This window comes from Streptomyces sp. NPDC051136, assembly GCF_044455745.1.
Taxonomy (GTDB): domain Bacteria; phylum Actinomycetota; class Actinomycetes; order Streptomycetales; family Streptomycetaceae; genus Streptomyces.
The window spans coordinates 153,298-171,739 of sequence record NZ_JBITFE010000012.1 but is presented as its reverse complement, the minus strand read 5'-3'; the positions used below and the strand labels follow the sequence as shown (position 1 = coordinate 171,739).

Below are 18,442 nucleotides of genomic sequence, written 5' to 3'. Positions count from 1 at the left end.
CGGGACGCCGGGGCGTAGCCGTGCCGCCGCGGGGCCCGTCGGCAGCCGTGCCGCCGGTGGCCGTCAGTAGCCGCGCCACCAGCGCAGGAAGCGCTGCCAGGCACCGCGCGGGCGGGGACCGTCCGCCTCCGGCGCCCGCTGGGGCTCGGCGGCCGCCACCGACACGGGCTGCGGCGGGTGGGGCGGGAGCGGCGGCTGGGTGCGCTGTTCGGGCGTGTGGAGTCCGACGTGCCAGGGGGCGGGCCGTGCCGGGGCGGGGGCGTGACTGGGCTGCTGCCGGATGTCCTGCTGCGCCCGGGGCTCGAACCGCACCGGCAGTTCCACCAGGTGCCGCGAGGCGATCGAGGACCGCCACCGCAACTCGTCCTCGTCGCAGTCCAGCCGGACGTCGGGCAGCCGCATCAGCAGCGCGTCGATGCCGGCGTCGGCGATGGCCCGCCCGATGTCCTGTCCGGGGCATTCGTGCGGGCCGCCGCCGAAGGCGAGATGGGCGCGGTTGCCCATCATGCTCGCGCTCAGGTCCGGGCGGATGCGCGGGTCGACGTTGCCCGGCGCGATGCCGAGCAGCAGGCCGTCACCGGCGCGGATGCGCTGACCGCCCAGTTCCGTGTCCTGTTTGGCGAAGTAGGCGAACACGGTGCTGAACGGCGGCTCGTCCCACAGGGACTGCTCGACCGCCTGGGGCACGGTCATCTGCCCGCCGCTGAGCTGGGCGCGGAAGCCCGGGTCGGTGAGCACCACGCGCAGCACGTTGGCGATCAGGTTGACGGTCGCCTCGTAGGCGGCCAGCAGGACCACCCGCAGATGCTCGCGGACCTCGTCGTCGGTGAGTCCGGCCGGGTGGGTGACGAGACGGCCGGCGATGTCGTCGTCCGGGTCGGCCCGGCGGGCGGCGGTGAGCCGCCCCAGGGCCTCCATGACGTAGGCGTGGCTGGCGATCGCCGTGTCGGTGCCCTTGAGGGTGTCGCGGGCCGCCTCCACCAGCCGGTCGTTGTACTCCTCGGGCATGCCCAGCAGATGGCACATCACGCCCATCGGGAGGTGCTCGGCGAACTGGCTGACGAGGTCGGCGCGGCCCTCCTCGCAGAACCGGTTGACGACGCGCTGGGTGTAGCGCTTGATGTGCCGGCGCAGCTCCCGGAAGTCCAGGCCGGACATGGCACTGGTGACCGCGCCGCGCAGCCGTTTGTGTTCGTCGCCCTCGGCGTGGGAGCAGATGGGCTGCCAGGCGATGTGCGGCATCAGCGGGTGGTCGGGCTTGACCATGCCCTCGTTGAGCGGGGTCCAGATCCGGCTGTCGCGGCAGAACTGGGCGGGGGTGCTCACCATGTGCAGGTTCTCGGCGTGTCCGAGGACCACCCACATGGGTACGTCGTCGTGGAGCAGGGCGGGCGCCACCGGCCCGTGCTGCTCGCGCAGTTTCTCGTACAGCTCCTCCAGGTCCTCGGCCTCGTGGAGCCGGTGCAGTCCGCCCGGCCCGAGGCCGTGCGCGGGGCAGCCGGGCGGTGGGTCGAGCAGGGGTTCGCCCGTTCCGGTCGGTGAGTGGCGTTCAGGCGTCACAGTCTCGCTCCGCAGCAGAAGGTGTCGTTCGCGTCTGGGGGGTCGGTGGGCACGCCGGTCAGGTGAGCGCGCCCTTCATGGCGAGGGAGTGCAGGAAGTGCATGAGGGTCATCAGGACGTCGCGGCTGGAGGCCCGGCGCCGCACGTCGCAGTCGAGGATGGGGATCTCCTCGGGCAGGTCGAGCGCGGTGCGCAGTTCCGACACGGGGTAACGGGGCGCGTCGGGGAAGGTGTTGACGGCGACGACGAAGGGCACGCCGCGCTCCTCCAGGCGCCCCATCACGTCGAAGCTGACCTCAAGGCGGCGGGTGTCGACGAGGACGACCGCGCCGAGGGCGCCTTCGAACAGGCCGTTCCACAGGAACCAGAAGCGCTCCTGGCCGGGGGTGCCGAAGAGGTAGAGCACCAGCTCGTCGGTGATGCTGATGCGGCCGAAGTCCATGGCGACGGTGGTCGCCGTCTTGGACGCGGAGCCGTAGTTGTCGTCGACTCCGATGCCCGCCTGGGTCATCGTCTCCTCGGTGGTCAGCGGCCTGATCTCGCTGACCGAGCCGACCATGGTGGTCTTGCCGACTCCGAAGCCGCCCACGATGACGATCTTCACGGCGGCCTCGGCCGTGTGCGGCAGCCGGTCCTCGCTCCGGGGGCCCGGGATCGTGTCAGAGTTTTTGAAGTCCATGCATCACCGCTTCGAGGAGGTTTCGGTCGGCGACCTTCTGGCGGACGATCGGGGCGCGGGCCTGCACCAGTTCCCTCGCCAGCAGGTCGGTGAGCAGCACGGTCACCACGCTGAACGGCAGGCTCAGGTAGGCCGACAGCTCGGCTGTGGACAGGGGCGCGGCACACAGTCGCAGCAGGGCGGCCTGTTCCGGTGTGGCGGACACCGGGGGGTCCGCGCGGGCCACGATCAGGGTGACGAGGTCGAGGTCGGCGCGTTCGCCGCCCCCTTCGCCGCCGATGACGAAGAGCCGCTCGGGGTTCTGCCGCTCGCCTTCCTCGGCGGGCGCGCCGGGCGGGGCGGGCGCGCCGGACGGGGCGGGCGCGGCGGGCAGGTCCGGTCCGGGGGATCGCCTCTGGCGCCTGGGAGGAGTCATACGGTCTGCCCGTTGCGCCGTGCGGGGCTGGTGAGATGGGGTCCGATCCGGGCGACCAGGTCGGCCATGCTCAGGCCCATCCGGCCGGGTTCGCAGCGGACGTCGGAGAGCACGGCGAGGTAGGCGTTGGGGCCCGCGGCCATCAGGTAGAAGTAGCCGCCGTTCATCTCGATGAGCACCATCTTCATGTCGCCGTCGCTGGTGGGGATCTCCTGGCTGACGGCGCTCGCCAGGCTCTGCAGTCCCGCGCAGGCGGCGGCGACCCGGTCGGCGGCGTCCGGGTCCCCGGAGTAGCGTGCGATGCGCAGGCCGTCCGCGGAGAGCACCACGATCATCTCGATGCCCGGGACGCCGTCGTAGAGGTCCCGGAGCATCCAGTCGAACTTGCCTTGCTGCTCGATCACTTGAGGTTCCCCTCGTCGTCTGCCGGGGCGTGGGCCGGCTCGTTGCTGCTGGCGTGCTGGTGGGCCTGGGTGGTGGTGCCAGGGTGCTGCTTGAGCCCCTCCCAGAAGGCGCCGATGAAGTGGCCGGGCGGGAGGCCGCCCTGGTCCTTGACCGGCGCGGGCTCGGGCTCGGCGGGTGCCGGAATGCCGTTGCGGGCGCGCTCCGCGGCCCGGCGGGCCTCGCGTTCGGCGTCCTCGCGCTCCCAGGCCGCCTGCTCGGCGAGGCGCTGGCTGAGGGGCATCTTGACCCGGCTGCGGCGCTGCGGGAGGCCGCCCGCCGTCCACTCGGTCACCTCGGGAACGTCGTCCTCCAGGGAGACCGTGGCGGGGATGCGGGGACTGGTGGGGCGGCGCTTCTTGGGCTTGCGCTCCGGACCGGGCAGGGCGTCGGGGCCGGGCGTCGGGATCGAGGTGGCGCCGATGCCGTGGGCGAGGCCGACGCCGGGCTCGGTGGTCATCATCTTGCTGGGCACGATGAGGATGGCGCGGACCCCGCCGTACGCGGAGGCGCGCAGCGAGACGTCCATGCCGAACTGCGTGCACAGCCGGCCGACCACGGACAGGCCCAGGCGCGGGTGCTGGGCGAGGTCCTGCACGTCGGTGCCGCGCTTGGCCTGCTCCAGCAGGCCCTCGATGCGGGCCCGGGACTCCTCGCTGAGGCTGACGCCCGCGTCCTCGATCTCGATGCAGACCCCGCTCTGCACCTCGGTGGCGGTGACGTGCACCTTGGCCGCGGGCGGCGAGTAGCGGGTGGCGTTGTCGAGGAGCTCGGCGGCGGCGTGGATGACCGGCTCGACCGCGGTGCCCTTGATGTTGACCTTGGCGATGGAGGCCAGGTTGATCCGGCGGTACTCGAGGATCCGGGACATGGCGCCGCGCAGCACGCTGTAGAGGGCGACCGGCTCGGGCCACTGGCGTCCGGGGCGGCCGCCGCCGATCACCGAGATGGAGTCGGCGAGGCGGCCGATGAGCGAGGTGCCGTGGTCGATGCGCAGGAGGTCGTCGAAGACCTCGGGGTTGCGTCCGTGGTCCTCCTCCATCTCGCGCAGTTCCTTGTTCTGCTGGTGGACGATCGCCTGGACGCGGCGGGCGATGTCGACGAAGGAACGCTCCGCGGACTCACGCATGGAGTCCTCGTGGTCGACGATGTCGCAGACCATGCGGATCAGCTTGCGCTGCGGCTCACCGAGCTCGGCGTAGGAGGGGTCCACCTCGCCGAGCCGGTTCATCACCTCGCGCGGTGTGGCGCCGCCCCGCATGAAGTGCAGGACGTTAGGGATGACTTCGGCGCCGAGGCGGACCATCTCGTCGTGGTGGCTCGCGGCGCGGTGCTCCAGATACGCGCGGTGACGGGCGTGCTCGGCGCGCAGGGTCCGCAGCGCGCGGCCGCGGCGCACCGCTTCGGCGGCCGCGGTGATCACCAGGAGGGTGGCCACGGCGCCGCACAGGCCGACGGCGAGCCGGGCCGGTTCCGTCACCAGGGCGACGGCGGCCCCGGTGGCCGCGGCCATCAGTATGGCCGGCAGCAACAGGGTTCGCGCGTAGGGAAGTTCACGGCGACCTGGAGGGGAATCAACACTCACCATGTAGGCCCTCTGAAAACGAATCGGCTGGGATGGGGGAGCTTGCGGCGGGGTACGCCGGGGAGTTGTCGGGAGCTATGGCGCATGGGGAACAAACGCGCTATTTCGCCTCAACTCGGTGCGCTGCGGGCGAGCTTAGTCCGGGGGGATCATCGCCGTGTCATATTCGGCAACCGCCTGAACCGGGCCCGGGGGCTGCAGTATGGTCGGACCCATTTGCACACCGAGGAGTCATTCGAACACATGGAGTAGCGCGTTCAGCTGTGCGAAGTTCACTCACCGTGATGAGGGAAAGGGGGCCGGGACCGGCCCGGAACGCGGACGGGCCCGGCGGGTGTACCCGCCGGGCCCGTCCGCGTGTCGGAGCCTGGTTCAGCCCACGGAGGAGTAAGCGACCACCCCGCGCAGCAGTTCGTCGACCGCCTTGCGCGCGTTCCTCGGGACGGTGGAGCCCGCACCGGGCGCGGCGGCCGAGATCTGGCCGAGGACGTCGATGACCTGCTTGCACCAGCGCACGAAGTCGCCGGCCGGCATCTCCGCCTCGCGCAGCACCTCGTCGAGGCCCTTGCCGGACGCCCACATGTACGCGGCCCAGGCGAAGCCGAGGTCCGGCTCGCGCTGGCCGACCCCCTCGGTCTGGCTGATCCGGAAGTCCTCCTCCAGGGCGTCCAGCCGGCCCCAGATGCGGACCGTCTCACCGAGCGCGGCCTTGGCCTTGCCCGAGGGCACCTTCGGCGCCATCGCCTCGTCGGCCGCCCGGGACTCGTACACCAGTGCCGAGACGCAGGCGGCCAGCTCGGCCGGGGACAGCCCCTCCCAGACGCCCTCGCGCAGGCACTCGCTGGCGAGCAGGTCCAGCTCGCCGTAGAGCCTCGCCAGGCGCTTGCCGTGCTCGGTGACCTCGTCGCCGCGCAGGTAGTCCAGCTCCGTCAGCAGCGCGACGATCCGGTCGAAGGTGCGGGCGATGGTGTTGGTCCGGCCCTCGATACGGCGCTCCAGCTGCGAGGTGTCGCGCAGCAGCCGGTGGTAGCGCTCGGCCCAGCGGGCGTGGTCCTCGCGGTCGTCGCAGCCGTGGCAGGGGTGCGCGCGGATCGCCTTGCGCAGCCGGTTGATCTCCCGGTCGTCGGCGGCCTGGGCACGCTTCTTGCGGGCCCGCTCGGGCGGGATGTGCCCGGCCTTGGTACGCAGCGCGGAGGCGAGGTCGCGGCGGGACTGCGGCGAACGCGCGTTGAAGGTCTTCGGGATGCGCATCCGGTCCAGCGCCTCCACGGGCACCGGGAAGTCGATCGACGCCAGCCGCTTGACCTGCCGCTCGGCGGTCAGCACCAGCGGGCGCGGCCCGTCGTGGTGCTCAAGCCCGCGGTGGCCGTTGGACCGCCCGGCGGGCAGTCCCGGGTCGAGCACCAGGGCCAGGCCCGCGAACTTGCCCGTCGGCACGTGGATGACGTCGCCCGGCTTCAGCTTCTCCAGCGCCGTCGCGGCCTCGGCACGGCGCTGGTTGGCACCCTGGCGGGCCAGCTCGTTCTCCCGGTCCTTCAGCTCGCGGCGCAGCCGGGCGTACTCGTCGAAGTCGCCGAGGTGGCAGGTCATGGAGGCCTTGTAGCCTTCCAGGCCCTCCTCGTTGCGCTGCACCTGCCGGGAGATCCCGACGACCGACTTGTCCGCCTGGAACTGCGCGAAGGACGTCTCCAGCAGCTCCCGCGAGCGGTGCCGGCCGAACTGCTCGACCAGGTTGACCGCCATGTTGTACGACGGCTTGAAGCTGGAACGCAGCGGATACGTGCGGGTGCCGGCCAGTCCGGCGAGGTGCTCGGGGTTCATGCCGCGCTGCCACAGCACCACGGCGTGGCCCTCGACATCGATGCCGCGCCGGCCGGCCCGGCCGGTGAGCTGGGTGAACTCGCCGGGGGTGATGTCGGCGTGCTGCTCGCCGTTCCACTTGACGAGCTTCTCCAGCACGACCGAGCGGGCGGGCATGTTGATGCCGAGCGCGAGGGTCTCGGTCGCGAAGACGGCCTTCACCAGTCCGCGGACGAACAGCTCCTCGACGACCTCCTTGAAGGTGGGCAGCATGCCCGCGTGGTGGGCGGCGATGCCGCGCTCCAGCCCTTCGAGCCACTCGTAGTAGCCCAGGACGTGCAGGTCCTCGGTCGGGATGGAGGCGGTGCGCTCCTCCACCAGCGCCCTGACCCGCTCCCGGGCGCCCTCGTCGTTCAGCCTGAGGCCGGCGTACAGGCACTGCTGGACGGCGGACTCGCAGCCGGCCCGGCTGAAGATGAAGGTGATCGCGGGCAGCAGTCCCTCGGAGTCCAGCCGCTCGATGACCTCGGGCCGGCTCGGCGTCCACACCCGCGAGCGCTGCCTGCGCTCGCGCTCCCGGTCCGCCTCCTTCATGGCGCGGCCGCGCCTGCGGTCCTGGTAGGACGGGCGGCTCGCCTCCAGGCGGGCCATGCGCGTGAGGTCGGGGTTGACGGCCTTCTTGTGGCCCTCGGCCTCCTCGAACAGGTCGTACATCCGGCGCCCGGCGAGCACGTGCTGGAACAGCGGCACGGGCCGGTGCTCGGAGACGATCACCTCGGTGTCGCCGCGCACGGTGTCGAGCCAGTCGCCGAACTCCTCCGCGTTGGACACGGTCGCCGACAGGGACACCAGGGTCACCGACTCGGGAAGGTGGATGATCACCTCCTCCCACACGGCGCCGCGGAAGCGGTCGGAGAGGTAGTGCACCTCGTCCATGACCACGTAGCCGAGGCCGAGGAGGGTCCGGGAGCCCGCGTACAGCATGTTCCGCAGGACCTCGGTGGTCATCACGACCACCGGCGCTTCGGAGTTCACACTGTTGTCGCCGGTGAGGAGGCCGACCTTGTCGCTGCCGTAGCGGCGGCACAGGTCGGCGTACTTCTGGTTCGACAGTGCCTTGATCGGCGTCGTGTAGAAGCACTTCCCGCCCTCCTGGAGGGCGAGGTGCACGGCGAACTCGCCGACGATCGTCTTGCCGGAGCCGGTGGGTGCGGCCACCAGCACGCCCCTGCCCGCTTCGAGGGCCCGACAGGCCTCGATCTGGAAGGGGTCGAGGCCGAAGTCGTACATCTCGCGGAAGGAGGCGAGCGCCGTGGCCTGCTCGACAGCGCGCTGACGGGCTGCCGCGTACCGCTCGGCCGGTGAGAGATCCTCTGTCATCGTGCTTTCGAGCGTACCGGGCCGCACCGACAACCGGACGATCATTATCGGGATCGGCCGTGTGGGGCTCGCGCGGGGGCGGCGACGTGCGGCGTCACCGCCCCGGCGGTCCTCAGGTCACGTCGTCGTACCCGTTGACCCGGTCCCTCGTGGCCTGCTCGGGCAGGGCGCGGGCGGTGGTCACGGGCTCGATCCCGCCGATGTCCTCGGGCGTGAGGTCCAGCTCCGACGCCTCGTCGTCGTCGGGTTCCAGCTCCTCGCGGCGGGCCTTGCGGCGGTCGTTCAGCAGGGAGACGGTGACCGCGCCGAAGTACAGGACCCAGATCGGGCCGGCCAGCATGAGCATGGTCAGGGGGTCCGTGCTGGGCGTGGCGATGGCCGCGAACAGCGTGATCCCCATGATCATCGCGCGCCACCAGCCGAGCATCCGCCTGCCGGTGAGCACTCCGGTGAAGTTGAGCATCACCAGCAGCAGCGGCAGCTCGAAGGAGAGACCGAAGACGAGCACCATGCGCGTGACGAGGTCGAGCAGCTCGTCCAGCGGCAGCAGGTTGTCGACGTCGCTCGGGGTGAACTCGATCAGCACCTTCGCGGAGGTGGGCAGCACCGCGTAGGCGAAGTAGGCGCCGACCAGGAACAGCGGCGCGCCGGTGGCGACGAAGGCGTAGGCGTACTTCTTCTCGTTCTTGTGCAGCCCGGGGGCGACGAACGCCCACAGCTGGTAGAGCCAGACAGGCGACGCCAGCACGACACCGGCCGTCAGGGACACCTTCAGCGCGAGGGTGAAGGGGCCGAGCAGACCGTTGATGGTGATCTGCGCGCACGGCTCGGAGCCGGCCGTCGCCTCGGCCAGCTCGCCGAACGACTTCTCACAGCCGACCGACCTGAGGATCGGCTCGGTGAGGAAGTTGATGATCTCCTGGTAGAAGAAGGCGGCGGCGACGGTGACGACGACGATGGCCAGCAGCGCCTTCGCGAGCCGGTTGCGGAGCTCACGAAGGTGCTCCGCGAGCGGCATCCGCCCCTCGGGATCCTTCTCCTTGTTGCGGGCAGGCTTCAGCAACCCACGTTCCCATCTCGTGCGGCGGGCCGGAGGTCACCGGCCCTGCGTCAGCGCTTGGTCGTGTCCGTCGGCTCGGTGACCGGCCGGGAGCTGGTCACGTCGCCGGGGGCGGCCTGGATGGTGCGCTGCGCCGCGGACTGCTCCGGGTTCGGCGGGTCGGCGGGGGCGGCCTCGTCGGACTTGCCCTCGCTCTTCATGGCCTTGGCCTCGCTCTTGAGGATGCGCGCCGACTTGCCGAGCGACCGCGCCATGTCCGGAAGCTTCTTCGCGCCGAACAGCAGGATGATGACGACGAGGATGAGAATGATCTCGGGGGCGCCGAGCCTTCCGAACATAAGTCTTTACCTTCTCACCGAGACGGCTGGGTGGGGGTGCTGTCCGACCGGCCGGACAGCTGTCCGATCGATCGTCTGTGCAGCGATCGTAACGCTCAGGGGTAAACGTGAGGCAATCCCTGTGCGTACTCCCGTCCGCGACCGGGCCTCGTTTTCCGGACCGCGACCAGCAGCGTACCGTCCGCAACCCGTGAGGTGACAGGGCGAAGTGCCCCAAAACGCGTCGCGCTCCGCTCCGCCGGGTCACTCACGCCGCCCCGCACCCGGGTTCACACGGTCACAAGGCGTCCACGGCACGGGCGGCGCTCTCGCTCGCCCGCTCCAGGTCCTCGGCGGCCCGGCTGATCCTGCGGGCCGAATCCGTCACCTGCCGGCCGAGGCGCTGCGCCTCCACGAACACCTGCACGGCGAACACCGCGAGGACGGCGAGACCCAGAAAACCCATGGCAACCGCGAGCATCGGCCAGAACATGACGTCGAGACTAGACGGTCGGGTGCAGCCGCAGCGTCCTGACCCCGCCGCCGGTGAGCAGCTCCACCACCCGCTCGCCCGCCGGCTTGCGCACCGCCGATCCGCAGTCGGGGCAGGTGAACGAGTAGAAAGTGGTGCGGCTGGTGGCGCCGATGGCCAGGCGCAGGGCGCTCGCGGCCAGTTCGAAACGGCCCCGGCAGTCCGGGCAGCCCGCCTTGAACACGACCGGTGACACCCGCCGCATCCCGGCGAACGCGGCCGCCGCCGTCATGCCCGGCCCCGCCGGTCCGCCCGGTGCGCCTGCCGCCGCCGTCGTGCCCGGCCCGCCCGGTCCAGCGGGCCCGGCCGGCCCCAGGGGGTCGCTCACAGTGCCTGCTCCTGCCTGTCGTGCCGCCCCTCGGCCGCCGCACCGCCGTGGCACACGCCGGCTCCGCCGGGCGCTGCGGCCGCCTCGATCCCGTCGTACGCGGCCAGCGCCTCGCGGGCGGCCTGCCGGGCGCTGTCGGCGAGCGCGGACGGGGAGACGATCCGCCCGTCGCGCCCGAGCCGCAGTCCGAGTCGCCGCAGGGAGGCCGGGTCGGGTGTGCGCAGGGTGATGCGCAGGCCGCCGTCGGGGAGCTCCTCCGCGCTGTCGTGCGGGTAGTACTCGGCGACCCAGCGTCCGCCGGGACCGACCTCCACGACCACCTCGGGGTCCTCCGCGGCGGGCTGCACCAGCCCCTCCGACAGGTCCCGCAGCTCCACCTCGGGCGGCGCGGACGGCTCGTCCAGGATGCGGATCTCGGCGACGCGGTCGAGCCGGAACGTGCGCCGCGCCTCGGAGCGGCGGCACCAGGCCTCCACGTACGTGTGGCCCACGCTGACCAGCCGGATCGGGTCGATCTCCCGCTCGGTGACCTCGTCGCGGGCCGGCGAGTAGTAGCGGATCCACAGCCGTCGGCGCTCCGAGATGGCCCGGTCGACGTCGGCGAAGACACCGCCCTCGGACTCGAAGGTCACGGACAGGCGCGAACTGGCACCGGCCGCCTCACCGGCCGCGGTCTCCACCTTCGCGGTCGCCCGCAGCAGCGCCTGCCGGTCGCTCTCGCGCAGGCCCGGCAGCGTCGCGACGGCCCGGGCGGCGACCAGCAGCGCCGTCGCCTCGTCGGCGGCCAGCCGCAGCGGCTCGGCGGCGTCCGCGCCCAGGGCGGCCGGGTTGTGCCACCAGATGCGCTCGCCGTCGGTGTCGATGTCGAGGAGGTCGCCGCCGCGGAAACTCGTCCCGCACATCGGCAGCACGTCCAGGTCGGAGACCAGCTCGTCCTCGGTGATGCCGAAGGCCCGCGCCACGTCCTCGACCCGGGCCCCGGGACGCTCACGCAGATACGTCACCAGGGACAGCATCCGTCGGGTCTGGTCGATGGCGTTCACGGGCCTGACCGGTTTGCCTGCCACTGTGTTGTCCGCTCCCCCTCAGCCCTTGGCGACGGCACGCAGCCGGTCCACCACGTCCGCACGCAACTCCGCCGGCTCCAGCACCACCACGTCCGGCCCGAACTCCACCAGCCAGGCGTCCAGGCCGTGCCCGTACGGAATCTCCAACTCGTCCCAGCCGTCACCGAGTTCCCGAACCCCGGTGGCCTTCGCCCGAAGGGGGTAGCCGGCGCCCGTCCGCAGCCGGATCAGCGCGGAACGGTCGGCGGTCTCCCCCGCCCAGCTCGCGACCGTCTCCCGCACCGTGACGACGTCGGGCACGTCGGCGGTGAACCGGGCGCCGCGCGAGCGCACCTTCCCCGTGATCCGCGACAGCCGGAACACCCGCTCGGCACCCCGGTCGCGGTCGAAACCCGCCAGGTACCAGTGCCCGCGCCAGCACTCCAGCGCCCACGGCTCCACATGCCGCGCCTCGGGCTGGGCGGCGTTCGCCTTGCGGTAGTCGAAGACGACCGGCCGGCGGTCCCGGCAGGCCAGCATCAGCGGCTCGAAGGCCGCCTCGTGCACCGGGATGCGCGGCTCCAGCGCACCGTGCACCTCGTACGGGTCGACGTCCTCGGGCAGCCCCGCCGCCCGCAGCTTCTGCAGCGCGCCGCTCGCGGCACCGGCGAGCCGCGCCTGCTGCCACACCTTCGCGGCCAGCCCGAGCGCGGCGGCCTCCTCGGCGTCCAGGGTGATGGGCGGCAGCCGGTTGCTGTCCCGGCGGGCCAGATAGCCGATCTCGCCGTCCAGGCTCTCCACGGTCTCGATGACCAGTCCGAGTTCGCGCAGGTCGTCCTTGTCGCGCTCGAACATGCGGTTGAAGGAGTCGTCGGAGCCCGCTTCGAGGTACGCCTCGACGGACTCGCGCAGCTCGCGCTTGCTGAGTGGCCGCCGTGTCCCGAGCAGACACAGCGCCAGGTTCATCAGCCGCTCGGCCTTGGCAATGGCCATCGACGCCCTTCTCCCTATGGTGCTTACGACGGATGACCGTACCGCCCCGCGGTGGCGCGGCAAAAGCCGAGGGCCCATGCCCGGACAGGCATGGGCCCCAGGTGACCGGCTCCGATCGCCGTCCGCTCGGACTTCGATCAGACTCCGAGCAGATCGACCACGAAGATCAGCGTCGAGCCGGGCGGGATCGCCGGAGTCGGGCTCTGGTCGCCGTAGGCGAGGTGCGCCGGGATGGTCAGCTGACGGCGGCCGCCGACCTTCATGCCCTGCACGCCCCGGTCCCAGCCCGCGATGACACGGCCGCCACCGAGCGGGAAGCGGAACGGCGCACCGCGGTTCCAGCTGGCGTCGAACTCCTCACCCGTGCTGAAGGTCACGCCCACGTAGTGGACGGTCACGGTCTGACCGGCCTCGGCAACCGGGCCGTCGCCCTCCCAGATGTCCTTGATCTCGAGGTCCGCCGGCGGCTCGCCGCCCGGGAAGTCGACCTCGGGCTTGTCGATGCTCACGTGTTCAGCTCCTGCTTGTCTGCGGAAAGGCAACGCCCAAGTCTTACATCCCCGGACATCACATCTTCGCGAGGATGTCCACGGAGAAGACGAGGGTGGAGTCCTTCTTGATGTCGCTGCCCTGAGGCGGGTTGTCCCCGTAGCCCAGGTCCGGCGGGATGACGACGAGGACGCGGCTGCCGACCTTCTTGCCGGTCAGCCCCTGCGCCCAGCCCTTGACGACCTGCTGAAGCGAGAACGACGTCAGCTGCTTCCTGGCGTACGTGGAGTCGAACTCCTTGCCTCCGTCCCACAGCACACCCTTGTACTGCACGAGCACACTGTCCTGGGCGCCCACCTCGGCGCCGTCGCCCTCCAGGACGTACTCCGCGACGAGCTTCTTCGGCGCGGCGCCGTCCGGCACCTCGATGGAGGGCGCCTTGCCGTCCGTGTTCGTGCCGACCTTCGGCAGCGCGGCGTCGTCCTGCGCGACCTTCTCGCCGTCGGCGCTGCTCCTGGCGTTGAAGGTGTCCTGGACGTCGACCACGAACACCAGCGTGTCGTCCCCCTTGATACCCGCCTGCTCGTTGCCCTGCTGTCCGTACCCCCACGTCGGCGGCACCGAGAACTGGACGCGGCTGCCGGTCTTCTTGCCCGTGAGCGCGTACCGCCAGCCGTCGATGATGCTGCCCTGCGCGAGCTGGATGACGAGCGGGGTCTTGCGGTCGTACGAGTTGTCGAAGACCTTCGCGCTCTGCCAGATCTGACCGAGGTAGTTCGCCGAGACGAAGTCGTTCTCCGCGACCGCCTTGCCGCCGCCCGCGATGACCGTCCTGACCGCCAGGTCCTTCGAAGGCTCACCACTGCCCTTGGCCACGGTCGGCTTCTCGTCGAACTTCGTCCCCGCGGTGATCGCCGGCAGCGGACCGTCCACGATCTTCGGGGCAGGCGCCGCCGAGGTCCCCGACGGCTCGGGCGACGCGCTGTCGCTCGCATTGCTCGATGAGCCGGAGTCGTCGTCACCGCAGGCGGCGAGCGTGACCAGTCCCGCGGGGACGGCGATGAGAAGGGAACGTCGGCGCACGGTGGGGGCCTCGTATCGGTGTCGGGTCGGTCCTGATGGCTGGGTGCGCGCAACTCTACGACGTGAGAAGGGCACCGCACGGCTAACGTACGGTGCCCGTGTGGCGTTCCGCCCTTTCGCACGGAGACGCGTGTCTCACCCGTCCGGACTCACCCCGCGCGGCTCACATGCCGGCGATCAGCTTCTCCACCCGGTCGTCCACCGAACGGAACGGGTCCTTGCACAACACGGTGCGCTGCGCCTGGTCGTTGAGCTTCAGATGCACCCAGTCGACCGTGAAGTCCCGGCGCTGCTCCTGAGCACGCCGGATGAAGTCACCGCGCAACCGGGCCCGAGTGGTCTGCGGCGGCACCGACTTGCCCTCGAAGATCTTCAAGTCGTTGGCCACCCGGGCGGCCTGGCCCTTCTTCTCCAGCAGGTAGTACAGACCACGACGCCGGTGGATGTCGTGGTAGGCGAGGTCTATCTGCGCCACTCGCGGGTGCGACATGGTCATGTTGTGCTTGGCCCGGTACCGCTCCAGCAGCTTGTACTTCATGACCCAGTCGATCTCGGTGCCGATGCGGTCCAGGTCCTCGGCCTCGATCGCCTCCAGGGTGCGGCCCCACAACTCCAGCACCCGCTCGACGGTGCCGGTGCGGATACCACGGCGCTCGCAGAAGTCCACGGCCTTCTCGTAGTACTCCCGCTGCACCTCCAGCGCCGACGCCTCCCGGCCGCTGGCCAGACGCACCTTGCGGCGCCCGGTGATGTCATGACTGACCTCGCGGATCGCCCGGATCGGGTTCTCCAGGGTCAGGTCCCGCATCACCGTGCCCGCCTCGATCATGCGCAGCACCAGGTCGGTCGCGCCGACCTTGAGCAGCATCGTCGTCTCCGACATGTTCGAGTCGCCCACGATGACGTGCAGACGCCGGTAACGCTCGGCGTCCGCGTGCGGCTCGTCACGCGTGTTGATGATGGGCCGGGAACGCGTCGTCGCCGAGGAGACGCCCTCCCAGATGTGCTCGGCCCGCTGACTGACGCAGTACACGGCCCCGCGCGGCGTCTGCAGCACCTTGCCCGCACCGCACAGCAACTGCCTCGTCACCAGGAACGGGATCAGGATGTCCGCGAGCCGCGAGAACTCCCCGTGCCGGGCCACGAGGTAATTCTCGTGACAGCCGTAGGAGTTGCCCGCGGAGTCGGTGTTGTTCTTGAAGAGGTAGACGTCGCCCGCGATTCCCTCCTCGTGCAGGCGTCGTTCGGCGTCCACCAGGAGTCCCTCGAGAATGCGCTCGCCCGCCTTGTCGTGGGTGACGAGCTCGATCACGTTGTCACATTCGGGTGTCGCGTATTCCGGATGTGATCCCACGTCGAGATACAGGCGGGCCCCGTTGCGCAGAAAGACATTGCTGCTTCGGCCCCATGACACGACACGGCGGAAGAGGTACCGCGCCACCTCGTCAGGCGACAGGCGGCGCTGTCCCCTGAACGTGCACGTGACGCCGTACTCGTTCTCCAGCCCGAAAATGCGGCGGTCCATGACTGAACATTACGCCTGATGACCCGAACTGAAACGGGGTTCGACGGCACGGTTTGGATCATTTTCCGATGAAGCCGCAACCATCGCTCCCCGCACGGGAGCTGCGAGGACCCGCCCGGTGCACGCCAGCACGAGCAACGAGACACACCCCGCCGCCCCCGGCAGCGCGAAGCCCCACAGCGCCCCACCGTGCTCCACCACGGGCCCCGCCAGGCCCGTCCCCACCGAGGCACCCACCGTGAACGTCGTCACCAGCCACGAGAACGCCTCCGTCACCGTCCCCCGCGGCGCGTGCGCATCGACCAGCACGAAGGCACACGCGATGCACGGCGCCAGGAACACACCCGCCACCACCGTGAGCAGCACCATGGCCACCGCACCGGGCGTCAGCAACAACGGCAGATAACAGACCGTGAGCAGAGCCACCAGCACCCGCAGCCGCCGCGCCGGCTCACCGGCCCACCGCCGCGCCCCGTAGACCACTCCCCCGACCAGCGCACCCAGCCCCAGCGCGGCCATCAGCCAGCCGTACACGGCATCCCCACCGTGGTCGTCGGCGTACGGCACCGACGCGACCGTGATCGAACCGAGCGCCATCCCGATGAACAGGAAGGCCCCCAGCAGCGCCAGCAGCCCACCCGAACGCAACGCGCCCAGCCAGTGCGCCTCACGCGGCGCCGACCGCCACACCCGCGAAGGCGGCGACACCACCACGGACAGCGCTCCCAGCACACCCAGACCGTTCAGCACCAGCAGGGCCGCCTGCGGCGACCACACCGACACGCACACCGTCACCAGCAGCGGCCCGACCGTGAACATGACCTCCTGCGCCACGGCATCCATCGCGTACGCCGCGTGCACCTGGTCCTCCTCGCCCAGCACACTCGGCCACAACGCCCGCAGCCCGCCCTCCAACGGAGGCGTGAACAGCCCCGCCGCCCCCACCGCGGCGTACGCCGGAACGGCCGACCCGGTGCCCGCGAAGGCGAACACCGCCATCGCCAGCGCCGACAGCACCGCCGCCGGCAACTGCACCCGCGGCTGCCCGTACAGGTCCACCAGCCGGCCCAGCACCGGCTGCCCCACGGCGTTGGCCACGCCGTACACCGCCGCCAGCACCCCCGCCAGGCTGTACGAGCCGCCCTCGGCCCGCACGAACAGCACGATCGCGATCGCCGCGGTCGCGTTGGGCAACCGCCCGACCAGCGTGCCGGCCAGCAGCCGCACGGCATGCCGCGCCCGGAGAATGTCCAGATACCCGGCGACCACGACCCAGCTCCTCGTCCTCGGTCCCGCACGTGTTACGTATAACTAACCTCGCCATACGTACCATGTCGCCTGTCCAGCAGTCCAGACGAAAGCGCAGGCGAACGGTGGCACGAGGCAGCACCCGCCCCACGAGCCGGGACGTCGCCCAGGCCGCCGGCGTCTCCCAGGCAGCCGTCTCCCTGGTCCTCGGCGACAAATGGCGCGGACGCGTCTCCGAACCCACGGCCCAACGCGTCCGCGAAGCCGCCACCGCACTCGGCTACCGCCCCAACCTCGCCGCCCGCAACCTCCGCCTCGGCCGCACCCGCACCGTCCTGCTCGTCGTCCCCGCACTCACCACGGAATTCTTCGCCGAGGTCTACACCGGCGCCGCACGCGTCGCCGCCGACCACGGCTTCGGCGTGGTCCTCTACCCCTCACCCGAAGGCATCGGACCCGCCCGCGACCCCTTCGCCTCCGCACAAGCCGCCCTGGACGGCGTCATCGCCTCCTCCATGGCCGCCGACGCACTCACTGCCATCCGCGGCGACCAACTCCCCCTCGTCATGCTCGACAGCGACCCCGAAGGCAGCCTCGGCGCCGCCACCGTCAACCTCGACATCGCCGACGGCATCCGCCAGGTCACCGAACACCTGCTCTCCCTCGGCCACCGCAGCTTCCTCCACCTCGCGGCCGACGTCCCCTCCTGGACCTTCGACGTCCGCGCCCGCGAACTGGCCACACGACTCGCCACCGTCCCCGGCACCGAACTGCGCACCGTCCACGCCCCGATCTCGATCGAAGGTGCCCGCACCGCCACCCAGGCCGCCCTCGCCACCCCCGGACCCCGGCCCACGGCACTCGTCTGCGACGACGACAAACTCGCGGCCGGCGCCTACAAGGCCATCCGGCGCGCCGGACTCCGCGTCCCCGACGACCTCTCCGTCACCGGCCTCGACGACCTCGGCCTCGCCACCGCCATCGACCCCGAACTCACCACCGTCCGCCTCGACGCGGAAGCCTTCGGCGAACGCGGCATGCGCGCACTGCTGGCCGTAATGGAAGGCAGGCCCCCCGAGAAGGGGGACCTGCCGGTCAGCCTGGTGGTGCGGGGGTCCACCGCCCCGCCGCGATGAGGTGAAGTGGGCGACTACTCCTCGTCCGACCCGGAGTCGGTCTCCTCCGCCTCGGGCGTCTTCGCGATGTCGGCACCCGCACCCGACTCCAGCAGCCGCGACAACTGACCGCCGACGATGCGCTTGAACTTGCGCTGCTGCGGACGCGTCCGGTCCAGCACCGCGACCTCCAGCCGCTCCGCCGGAATCTCCCGCTCACTGCCGTTCGTGTCACGGGACAGCGCCTGCACCGCCAGCTTCAGCGCCTCGGCCAGCGTCATACCGTCCCGGTGCCGCTGGTCCAGATACCCACTGATCTGCTCCGCGTTGCCCCCGACCGCCACCGAGCCGTGCTCGTCGACGATCGACCCGTCGTGCGGCAACCGGTAGATCTGGTCACTGTCCGGACCGTCACCGACCTCGGCGACGACCAGCTCCACCTCGTACGGCTTCTCCGCCTGACTGGAGAAGATCGTGCCCAGCGTCTGCGCGTACACGTTCGCCAGACCGCGCGCCGTCACGTCGTCACGGTCGTAGGTGTAACCCCGCAGGTCGGCGTAGCGCACCCCACCGATCCGCAGATTCTCGTACTCGTTGTACTTACCGGCGGCCGCGAAGCCGATCCGGTCGTAGATCTCGCTGAACTTGTGCAGCGCACGGGACGGATTCTCACCGACGAACACGATGCCGTCGGCGTACTGCAGCACGACCAGGCTGCGGCCACGCGCGATGCCCTTGCGGGCGTACTCCGCCCGGTCCGCCATCGCCTGCTGAGGAGATACATAGAACGGCGTCGACACCGGTTATCCGTCCCTTCCTGTCGAAATCACTGAACCACCTGACAAC

At 70.9% G+C, this 18,442-nt stretch carries 18 protein-coding genes; 1 reads left to right on the top strand and 17 read right to left on the bottom strand.

Features of this window, described 5'->3' with window-relative positions; all coding sequences use genetic code 11:
- Nucleotides 1-63: 63 nt before the first annotated feature.
- The 16 genes from ACIBCJ_RS30940 to ACIBCJ_RS30865 all read right to left on the bottom strand — a co-directional run bounded on the left by ACIBCJ_RS30940 (nucleotide 64) and on the right by ACIBCJ_RS30865 (nucleotide 16,502).
- The gene (locus tag ACIBCJ_RS30940; protein WP_365980610.1) at nucleotides 64-1,560 is read right to left on the bottom strand and encodes a cytochrome P450; all 1,497 of its coding nucleotides are present in this window, start codon (nucleotides 1,558-1,560) and stop codon (nucleotides 64-66) included.
- Nucleotides 1,561-1,618: 58 nt separating this feature from the next.
- Nucleotides 1,619-2,239, bottom strand: coding sequence for an ATP/GTP-binding protein (locus tag ACIBCJ_RS30935; protein ID WP_362097341.1), 621 nt, complete (start codon nucleotides 2,237-2,239; stop codon nucleotides 1,619-1,621).
- Nucleotides 2,220-2,654, bottom strand: a complete 435-nt coding sequence (locus ACIBCJ_RS30930) for a DUF742 domain-containing protein (RefSeq protein WP_362511016.1) — start codon at nucleotides 2,652-2,654, stop codon at nucleotides 2,220-2,222. The genes ACIBCJ_RS30935 and ACIBCJ_RS30930 overlap by 20 nt, the downstream gene beginning before the upstream one ends.
- Nucleotides 2,651-3,028: a roadblock/LC7 domain-containing protein gene (locus ACIBCJ_RS30925; protein WP_167308645.1), complete on the bottom strand. Its 378-nt coding sequence runs from the start codon at nucleotides 3,026-3,028 to the stop codon at nucleotides 2,651-2,653. Before ACIBCJ_RS30925 ends, ACIBCJ_RS30930 begins: the two co-directional genes overlap by 4 nt.
- Before the next feature lie 26 nt (nucleotides 3,029-3,054).
- Complete coding sequence (locus tag ACIBCJ_RS30920; RefSeq protein WP_365980611.1) at nucleotides 3,055-4,683, bottom strand: ATP-binding protein; 1,629 nt, start codon at nucleotides 4,681-4,683, stop codon at nucleotides 3,055-3,057.
- 369 nt (nucleotides 4,684-5,052) lie between these two features.
- Nucleotides 5,053-7,905, bottom strand: a complete 2,853-nt coding sequence (locus ACIBCJ_RS30915; protein ID WP_365980612.1) for a DEAD/DEAH box helicase — start codon at nucleotides 7,903-7,905, stop codon at nucleotides 5,053-5,055.
- 67 nt (nucleotides 7,906-7,972) lie between these two features.
- Nucleotides 7,973-8,923 carry a twin-arginine translocase subunit TatC gene (gene tatC / locus ACIBCJ_RS30910; RefSeq protein WP_362097354.1) on the bottom strand — a complete coding sequence of 317 codons (951 nt, stop codon included), beginning with the start codon at nucleotides 8,921-8,923 and terminating at the stop codon, nucleotides 7,973-7,975.
- Nucleotides 8,924-8,970: 47 nt separating this feature from the next.
- Nucleotides 8,971-9,258 carry a Sec-independent protein translocase subunit TatA gene (gene tatA / locus ACIBCJ_RS30905; protein WP_102930518.1) on the bottom strand — a complete coding sequence of 96 codons (288 nt, stop codon included), beginning with the start codon at nucleotides 9,256-9,258 and terminating at the stop codon, nucleotides 8,971-8,973.
- 277 nt (nucleotides 9,259-9,535) lie between these two features.
- The gene (locus tag ACIBCJ_RS30900; RefSeq protein WP_133888006.1) at nucleotides 9,536-9,730 is read right to left on the bottom strand and encodes a hypothetical protein; all 195 of its coding nucleotides are present in this window, start codon (nucleotides 9,728-9,730) and stop codon (nucleotides 9,536-9,538) included.
- Nucleotides 9,731-9,740: 10 nt separating this feature from the next.
- Nucleotides 9,741-10,097 (bottom strand): hypothetical protein, encoded by a 357-nt coding sequence (locus tag ACIBCJ_RS30895; RefSeq protein ID WP_399283883.1) that lies wholly within the window; start codon nucleotides 10,095-10,097, stop codon nucleotides 9,741-9,743.
- The gene (locus ACIBCJ_RS30890; RefSeq protein WP_362097358.1) at nucleotides 10,094-11,164 is read right to left on the bottom strand and encodes a WYL domain-containing protein; all 1,071 of its coding nucleotides are present in this window, start codon (nucleotides 11,162-11,164) and stop codon (nucleotides 10,094-10,096) included. Before ACIBCJ_RS30890 ends, ACIBCJ_RS30895 begins: the two co-directional genes overlap by 4 nt.
- An 18-nt stretch (nucleotides 11,165-11,182) precedes the next feature.
- On the bottom strand, nucleotides 11,183-12,136 hold the full coding sequence (locus tag ACIBCJ_RS30885; RefSeq protein WP_362097361.1) for a WYL domain-containing protein: 954 nt from the start codon (nucleotides 12,134-12,136) through the stop codon (nucleotides 11,183-11,185).
- A gap of 137 nt (nucleotides 12,137-12,273) precedes the next feature.
- Nucleotides 12,274-12,645 (bottom strand): FKBP-type peptidyl-prolyl cis-trans isomerase, encoded by a 372-nt coding sequence (locus ACIBCJ_RS30880; RefSeq protein WP_362097364.1) that lies wholly within the window; start codon nucleotides 12,643-12,645, stop codon nucleotides 12,274-12,276.
- Between the two features lie 58 nt (nucleotides 12,646-12,703).
- Nucleotides 12,704-13,708, bottom strand: coding sequence for an FKBP-type peptidyl-prolyl cis-trans isomerase (locus ACIBCJ_RS30875; protein WP_365980614.1), 1,005 nt, complete (start codon nucleotides 13,706-13,708; stop codon nucleotides 12,704-12,706).
- A gap of 163 nt (nucleotides 13,709-13,871) precedes the next feature.
- Nucleotides 13,872-15,233 (bottom strand): Pup--protein ligase, encoded by a 1,362-nt coding sequence (gene pafA / locus ACIBCJ_RS30870; RefSeq protein ID WP_133888002.1) that lies wholly within the window; start codon nucleotides 15,231-15,233, stop codon nucleotides 13,872-13,874.
- Nucleotides 15,234-15,242: 9 nt separating this feature from the next.
- Complete coding sequence (locus ACIBCJ_RS30865) at nucleotides 15,243-16,502, bottom strand: MFS transporter (protein ID WP_365980615.1); 1,260 nt, start codon at nucleotides 16,500-16,502, stop codon at nucleotides 15,243-15,245.
- Nucleotides 16,503-16,606: 104 nt separating this feature from the next.
- Between ACIBCJ_RS30865 and ACIBCJ_RS30860 the strand changes: the two genes are divergently transcribed.
- A complete protein-coding gene (locus ACIBCJ_RS30860; RefSeq protein WP_365980616.1) occupies nucleotides 16,607-17,617 on the top strand; it encodes a LacI family DNA-binding transcriptional regulator in 1,011 nt (336 codons plus the stop codon).
- A gap of 14 nt (nucleotides 17,618-17,631) precedes the next feature.
- On the opposite strand, the gene prcA is transcribed toward ACIBCJ_RS30860, so the two are convergent.
- Entirely contained in the window at nucleotides 17,632-18,396 is a 765-nt protein-coding gene (gene prcA, locus ACIBCJ_RS30855) for a proteasome subunit alpha (protein WP_362097377.1), read from the bottom strand.
- Between the last annotated feature and the right edge of the window lie 46 nt (nucleotides 18,397-18,442).